Source organism: Neisseria flava, assembly GCF_982712965.1.
The window spans coordinates 1-5,957 of the sequence record NZ_CEXQBZ010000075.1 but is presented as its reverse complement, the minus strand read 5'-3'; the positions used below and the strand labels follow the sequence as shown (position 1 = coordinate 5,957).

Annotated in this window: 5 protein-coding genes; 1 reads left to right on the top strand and 4 read right to left on the bottom strand. The window is 50.3% G+C overall.

Features of this window, described 5'->3' with window-relative positions; translation table 11 throughout:
• Positions 1 to 318 precede the first annotated feature (318 nt).
• The 4 genes from trxB to AC5M9B_RS04205 all read right to left on the bottom strand — a co-directional run bounded on the left by trxB (position 319) and on the right by AC5M9B_RS04205 (position 4,123).
• Complete coding sequence (gene trxB / locus AC5M9B_RS04220; RefSeq protein ID WP_487648290.1) at positions 319 to 1,269, bottom strand: thioredoxin-disulfide reductase; 951 nt, start codon at positions 1,267 to 1,269, stop codon at positions 319 to 321.
• Positions 1,270 to 1,732: 463 nt separating this feature from the next.
• The gene (gene hemB / locus AC5M9B_RS04215) at positions 1,733 to 2,734 is read right to left on the bottom strand and encodes a porphobilinogen synthase (protein ID WP_019271236.1); all 1,002 of its coding nucleotides are present in this window, start codon (positions 2,732 to 2,734) and stop codon (positions 1,733 to 1,735) included.
• 153 nt (positions 2,735 to 2,887) lie between these two features.
• Positions 2,888 to 3,613 (bottom strand): hypothetical protein, encoded by a 726-nt coding sequence (locus tag AC5M9B_RS04210; RefSeq protein WP_019271235.1) that lies wholly within the window; start codon positions 3,611 to 3,613, stop codon positions 2,888 to 2,890.
• A 228-nt stretch (positions 3,614 to 3,841) separates the two neighbouring features.
• On the bottom strand, positions 3,842 to 4,123 hold the full coding sequence (locus tag AC5M9B_RS04205) for a hypothetical protein (protein WP_019271234.1): 282 nt from the start codon (positions 4,121 to 4,123) through the stop codon (positions 3,842 to 3,844).
• 183 nt (positions 4,124 to 4,306) lie between these two features.
• Here AC5M9B_RS04205 and AC5M9B_RS04200 point away from each other — a divergent pair, with 183 nt between their 5' ends.
• The gene (locus tag AC5M9B_RS04200; protein WP_019271233.1) at positions 4,307 to 5,848 is read left to right on the top strand and encodes an L-lactate MFS transporter; all 1,542 of its coding nucleotides are present in this window, start codon (positions 4,307 to 4,309) and stop codon (positions 5,846 to 5,848) included.
• Positions 5,849 to 5,957: the final 109 nt, after the last annotated feature.

The following is a 5,957-nucleotide window of genomic DNA, read 5'->3' as shown; positions in this document are numbered from 1 at the left end:
CGCCTAAAAGGCGGCCCGGATGCCTGATTATCAGGTATCCGGGGAGGATTAAGGGGGTATTTGGGTAAAATCAGGAGGTATTGGGGGAGGGAAATAGCTGAAAACCTGTGTTTGAGTTTCGGTTGTCGGGGGAAGGGCTTTTTTGCAAAGGTCTCAGGTCGTCTGAAAACGGATATAGCGGGTTTAGCTAAAAATGTTTCAGACGACCTTTTCTTATGCTTTTGCTTTACTTTTTAGAATATCATATGGACATTGGGTTCGCAGCCTGTCCGGTTGGAATGAGTTAATCGGGCTGCCTTTACCCGGCACAGAGTTGTTTTACAACCCTTGGCGGTCGAGCCAGCGTTCGGCATCAAGTGCAGCTTGGCAGCCTGAAGCTGCGCTGGTGATGGCTTGGCGGTAGGTGTGGTCTTTGACGTCGCCTGCCGCCCATACGCCTTCGATGTTGGTTGCACCGACGTTGTCGCCCGTACCGCCTTTGGTTTTCAGGTAGCCGGTTTCGTCCATATAGAGCTGGCCTTTGAAAATGTCGGTGTTGGGCTTATGACCGATGGCGATGAACACACCTTTGACGGCGATGTCTTCGGTAGTGCCGTCGTTGTGTTTCAGACGGGCACCGGTAACGCCGCCTTCGTCGCCCAAGACTTCATCCAGATTGCTGTTGAGCTTGAGGATGATTTTGCCTTCTTCAACGCGCTGCATGAGTTTGTCCACCATGATTTTTTCGGCACGGAAGCTGTCGCGGCGGTGAATCAGGGTAACGGTGTTGGCGATGTTGGCGAGGTAAAGGGCTTCCTCTACGGCAGTATTACCACCGCCAACAACGGCTACGTCTTGTTGTTTATAGAAGAAACCGTCGCAGGTCGCGCAGGCGGATACGCCTTTGCCTGCAAAGGTTTCTTCGCTGGGCAGTCCCAAATATTTGGCGGATGCGCCAGTAGCGACGATCAGCGCGTCACAAGTGTATTCGCCCATGTCGCCTTTGAGGGTGAAGGGGCGGTTTTGCAAATCAACGGTATGGATTTGGTCGAAAATCATTCCGGTACCGAAGCGTTCGGCATGGGCAAGGAAACGCGCCATCAGTTCCGGGCCTTGTACGCCTTCGGCGTCGGCAGGCCAGTTGTCGACTTCGGTGGTGGTCATCAGTTGTCCTCCCTGTTCGACACCGGTAATGATGACGGGCTTGAGGTTGGCGCGGGCGGCATAGACGGCGGCGGTGTAGCCGGCAGGACCGGAGCCGAGAATGATGAGTTTGTGATGGTTGCTCATGATGTTTTCCTTACTGAGAGATTGAGTGTGTTTCAGACGAGGTAGATTTTACTTGAAAATCTAAGCTGCGTCCTTTGGCATGATGGGGATATGTTGGCAGAGACCTTTGCAATAACATAGGTTACTAAAATTTTATGCTCAATCTCATTTTCAAAATGCAAAACGTTTCTGATTTTTCCTACTTTTTGATCAAAATTAGGAAGATTTTAGGCAATTGAAAATTTTTTGGCACATTTTTATGCGTCAAATTTCGTTAATAGACTATTTTTGCAAAGGTCTCTGGCAGTATTGAAATTAACAAGGGTCGGTTGTGAATGGTAAATCAGTTATTGGGAAGGTGTATTGAGGAAAGGTCGTCTGAACATTTTCAGACGACCTTTTGCTTTTCAATCAGCCTTTTGCCGAATTTACTATATCCGACCCTGGTATAGCTTACAGGAAAACCAATGTCGTTATTTGTGTTTTATTTTTTCAGTAATTTGGCCGCTTCGAGAGCGTAATAAGTCAGAATACCGTCGGCGCCGGCGCGTTTGAAGGCGAGTAGGCTTTCGAGTATGACTTTTTCGCCGTCCAGCCAGCCGTTTTGAATCGCGGCTTGAAGCATGGCGTATTCGCCTGAAACTTGGTAGGCGTAGGTCGGTACGCCAAACTCGTCTTTGACGCGGCGGACAACGTCAAGATAGGGCAGGCCGGGTTTGACCATCACCATATCCGCGCCTTCCTGAATGTCGAGGGCGACTTCGTGCAGGGCTTCGTCGGTGTTGGCGGGGTCCATTTGGTAGGTTTTCTTGTCGGCTTTGCCTAAGTTGCCGGAACTGCCGACCGCATCGCGGAACGGGCCGTAAAAAGCGGAAGCGTATTTGGCGGAATACGCCATGATGCGGGTGTGGATGTGTCCCGCGTCTTCAAGGGCTTCGCGGATGGCGAGGATGCGGCCGTCCATCATGTCGGACGGAGCGACGACTTGCGCGCCTGCGTCGGCATGGCACAAGGCTTGTTTCACCAAAACTTCGATGGTTTCGTCGTTGAGGACGTAGCCGTTTGCATCGGTCAGTCCGTCTTGCCCGTGGATGGTGTAGGGGTCGAGTGCGACGTCGGTCATGATGCCGAGTTCGGGGAATTTTTCGCGCAGGGTGCGTACGACGGTCGGCACGAGTCCTTCGGGGTTGTAAGCTTCTTCCGCCAATTCGGTTTTATTTTGGGTAACGACGGGGAAGAGTGCCAGCATGGGGATGCCGAGCTTGAGGGCTTCTTCGGCGGTGAACAATAATTTGTCCAAACTTTGCCGTTTCACGCCGGGCATGGAGGGGACGGCTTCTTCTTGGTTGCTGCCTTCGAGTACGAAAACGGGATAAATCAAATCGTCTGCGGTCAGGGTATACTCGCGCATCAGGCGGCGGGAGAAGTCGTCTTTGCGCATGCGGCGCATACGGGTGGCGGAAACGTAACGCGGTGGGAAGTTCATAATCGTCCTTTGTCCTTCTGAAAACAGCTAAATCGGCAGGAGAAATGTTTTCAGACGACCTCTTTGCAAGCAGGGGTCGTCTGAAAATGGGTTTGCGACAGTTTACGCCGTTTTGGGAGATTACTGAAGCAGTAGATAGAATGTTGATACGAATCAGTCTTCGACTTTGGTAATCACTTTGACCGTTTTTTTAATTTCTTTGAACGTATCCGTTTTGAGGTTTTGTTCGTTCGGCACCATTCCGTTGGTGTTCAGCGGAGCGATGTTTTTCAAAGCGCGTCGATATTCTGCTTCGCTTAATTTTTCTTGGCTGATTCTCCATACTTTACGGCCGGAAGCTTTGACTTCGGAGGCGGTCCACAGACCTACCTTGTGGTAGTAGAACAAAACACTTTGCAGGAGTGCTTTCATGTCCGCACCGGGCTTGCCGCTGCCGATGCTGCGTCCGATACGGTTGTTGCGCTGATCAACAGCTTGGTCGGCAAGAAAACGGCTGTAATAATCGGTTTTGCCCTCTCGAATCTCCATATCGGTCAGATAGGCATTGCCAGCCCTGTTTGCAATTTCGCTGTCAAATTGGGAGGAAATAGCGGCTTGCCATAGGGCTTGACGGACGGCATTGACCTGCGTCCCGCGTCCTTCGCCGTTGGCACGGTCGTCTAAACCGGTCCGGGTGGCAAAGCGTGCGGCGTTGCTGGTCAGGTTGGTCGAGTTTTTGTCTTCAACGCCGATCACTTGCGCCGCAACAGGGTGGTTGATGGCAAATTGCGCGATTTTGCTGCGACGGCTTTGGTCTACCTGATAAGTATGGCAGCCGGAAAGCAATGCGGAAGCGAGTAGGATGTAAGAAATATGTGTTTTGAGTTTAATGTTTGCCATAATGAGATATTATTGTTTAGTGACAGATTACGTTATTTAACACAAAAATGTAGTCAATAGCAAAATATTTTTCAAGCGGAGGGATTTGGGCTTGAATGGTTGCTTAATAGGAAAGTCGAGGTCGTCTGAAAATAGGTGTTATAGTGGATTAAAATTGCAACGATACGGCGTTACCAACGCCCTTATGTACTATCTGTACACGACGGGCGTTGCCGCCTTGTCTCATTTTTATTTTAATCCACTATACATTTTGCCGGGATTTTGACTGTGGAAAATATTAATGAGTTGTTTGGATTCTTGTAATGGCAAACCGAAATGTGTGAGGATTGCTTGAATATCTTTGACTTCATCGCCGCTCAGATTGCGTGAGAGCCATTCGAAAGTTTCAGGCTGTTTCAGAAGCCGTGCGAGGTATGCCTGCTTGAGTTTATGGTTGCGCCACCGAACGAACAGCATGGTGAAAACAAATAAGATAATCAGAAAAATATTGGTAAGGGCGATAAAAGTCATGTGGGAGCGTGCATGATTAGGTGGGAGTAAGTGCATATTATGAATGATTTTTCTCTTTCTTACTCAAAAAACTCATGTTAGGCGGAGTAAAGCCCATGCGGAAGCGTGGTACAATATTGTCAACAATTTAAGGCGTTTTCCTCGCGGAGAACGCTGTTTTTCATTCGATATCAAGAGGCTTTTATGAAATTTTTAGACCGTGAGGCGACGATTGCCAAGCCGGGTTTTAACCGTTGGCTGGTGCCGCCTGCCGCTTTGGCGGTGCATCTTGCCATCGGGCAGATTTATGCGTATTCCGTGTTTAACGCGCCGCTGACCAAGCTTATCGGCATTACCGAATCCGCAGCCGGGGATTGGAAGCTGACGACTGTGGGCTGGATTTTCAGTATCGCGCTGGCTATGCTGGGCGCGTCTGCCGCGTTGTTCGGCACTTGGATGGAGCGTGTCGGACCGCGCAAGGCGATGTTTGTTGCGGCGTGCTGTTTCAGCTTGGGTTTTTTTGTGTCGGCACTCGGCGTCAGTACGCATAATCTGTTTCTTCTGTATTTGGGCAACGGCGTGATCGGCGGCATCGGCTTGGGGCTGGGCTATATCGGCCCGGTGTCCACTTTAATGAAGTGGTTTCCCGACAAACCGGGCATGGCGACGGGTTTGGCGATTATGGGATTTGGCGGCGGTGCGATGCTTGCTTCGCCTTTGTCCGTATCGTTGATGAATGCGTTTTCAGACGACGTTTCGGTCGGTGTCGCGCCGACTTTTGTTGTGTTGGGACTGTTTTACCTCGTGTTGATGATGTTCGGCGCATTCACCATCCGCGTGCCGACGGAGGGTTGGAAGCCTGAAGGCTATGTCGCGCCTAAAACTAAAAACAAACTGGTCAGCACCAATCATGTTAATGTTTCCCAAGCGATGAAAACGCCGCAATTTTGGCTGTTGTTTTGGGTGTTGTGCCTGAATGTAACTGCCGGTATCGGCGTTTTGGGGCAGGCTTCGGTCATGATTCAGGAGCTGTTTTCAGAAGCGTCGGTCGGTAAACAAGCGGCAATCAGCGCGGGGGCGGCGGCAGGTTTCGTCAGCCTTTTGAGTTTGTTCAATATGGGCGGACGGTTTTTGTGGTCCAGCGTTTCCGACAGAATCGGACGTAAAAATACCTACACCATCTTTTTCGTACTCGGCTCGCTGCTGTATTTTGCTGTTCCGTCCATTGGCGAGAGCGGAAACAAGGCTTTGTTTATTATTGGATTTTGCGTCATCATTTCCATGTATGGCGGCGGTTTTGCCGCGATTCCGGCTTATTTGAAAGACTTGTTCGGCACTTATCAGGTCGGCGCGATTCACGGGCGTATTTTACTGGCTTGGTCAACCGCTGCCGTGATCGGTCCGGTCTTGGTGAACTACATCCGCCAAAGCCAAATCGACAGCGGTGTTCCTGCCGCGCAGGCATACAGTGTAACCATGTATATCATGGCAGGATTGTTGATTGTCGGTTTGCTGTGTAACCTTGCCGTCAAGTCCGTCCATGAAAAACACCACGAAACCGACATCAAAACAGCGGCGCACAGTGGTAACCCCGATGACGAAACTGCTGTTTCCGATGCCTACTTGTTGCAGGAAAAAGTCGCGGCAGGCGGTTTTTCGGTTTGGTGGCGTTGGACTTTGGTCGGCGTCCCGCTGGTTTACGGCGTGGTGATGGTGTTCGTTAAGGCATTGGGGTTGTTCCGTTAAAAGCGGATTGATGAGAAAAAGGTTGTCTGAAGAGTGAACTGCACCCCAAAAGTTGGACATCCCCTCCAACTCACAAGGTGCAGTTTTTTTATGAGCAAATATACATTAC

Coding starts and splice junctions, on each gene's coding strand:
- trxB (WP_487648290.1), bottom strand. CDS start 1,269: ATGAGCAACCATCACAAACTCATCATTCTCGGCTCCGGTCCTGCCGGC.
- hemB (WP_019271236.1), bottom strand. CDS start 2,734: ATGAACTTCCCACCGCGTTACGTTTCCGCCACCCGTATGCGCCGCATG.
- AC5M9B_RS04210 (WP_019271235.1), bottom strand. CDS start 3,613: ATGGCAAACATTAAACTCAAAACACATATTTCTTACATCCTACTCGCT.
- AC5M9B_RS04205 (WP_019271234.1), bottom strand. CDS start 4,123: ATGACTTTTATCGCCCTTACCAATATTTTTCTGATTATCTTATTTGTT.
- AC5M9B_RS04200 (WP_019271233.1), top strand. CDS start 4,307: ATGAAATTTTTAGACCGTGAGGCGACGATTGCCAAGCCGGGTTTTAAC.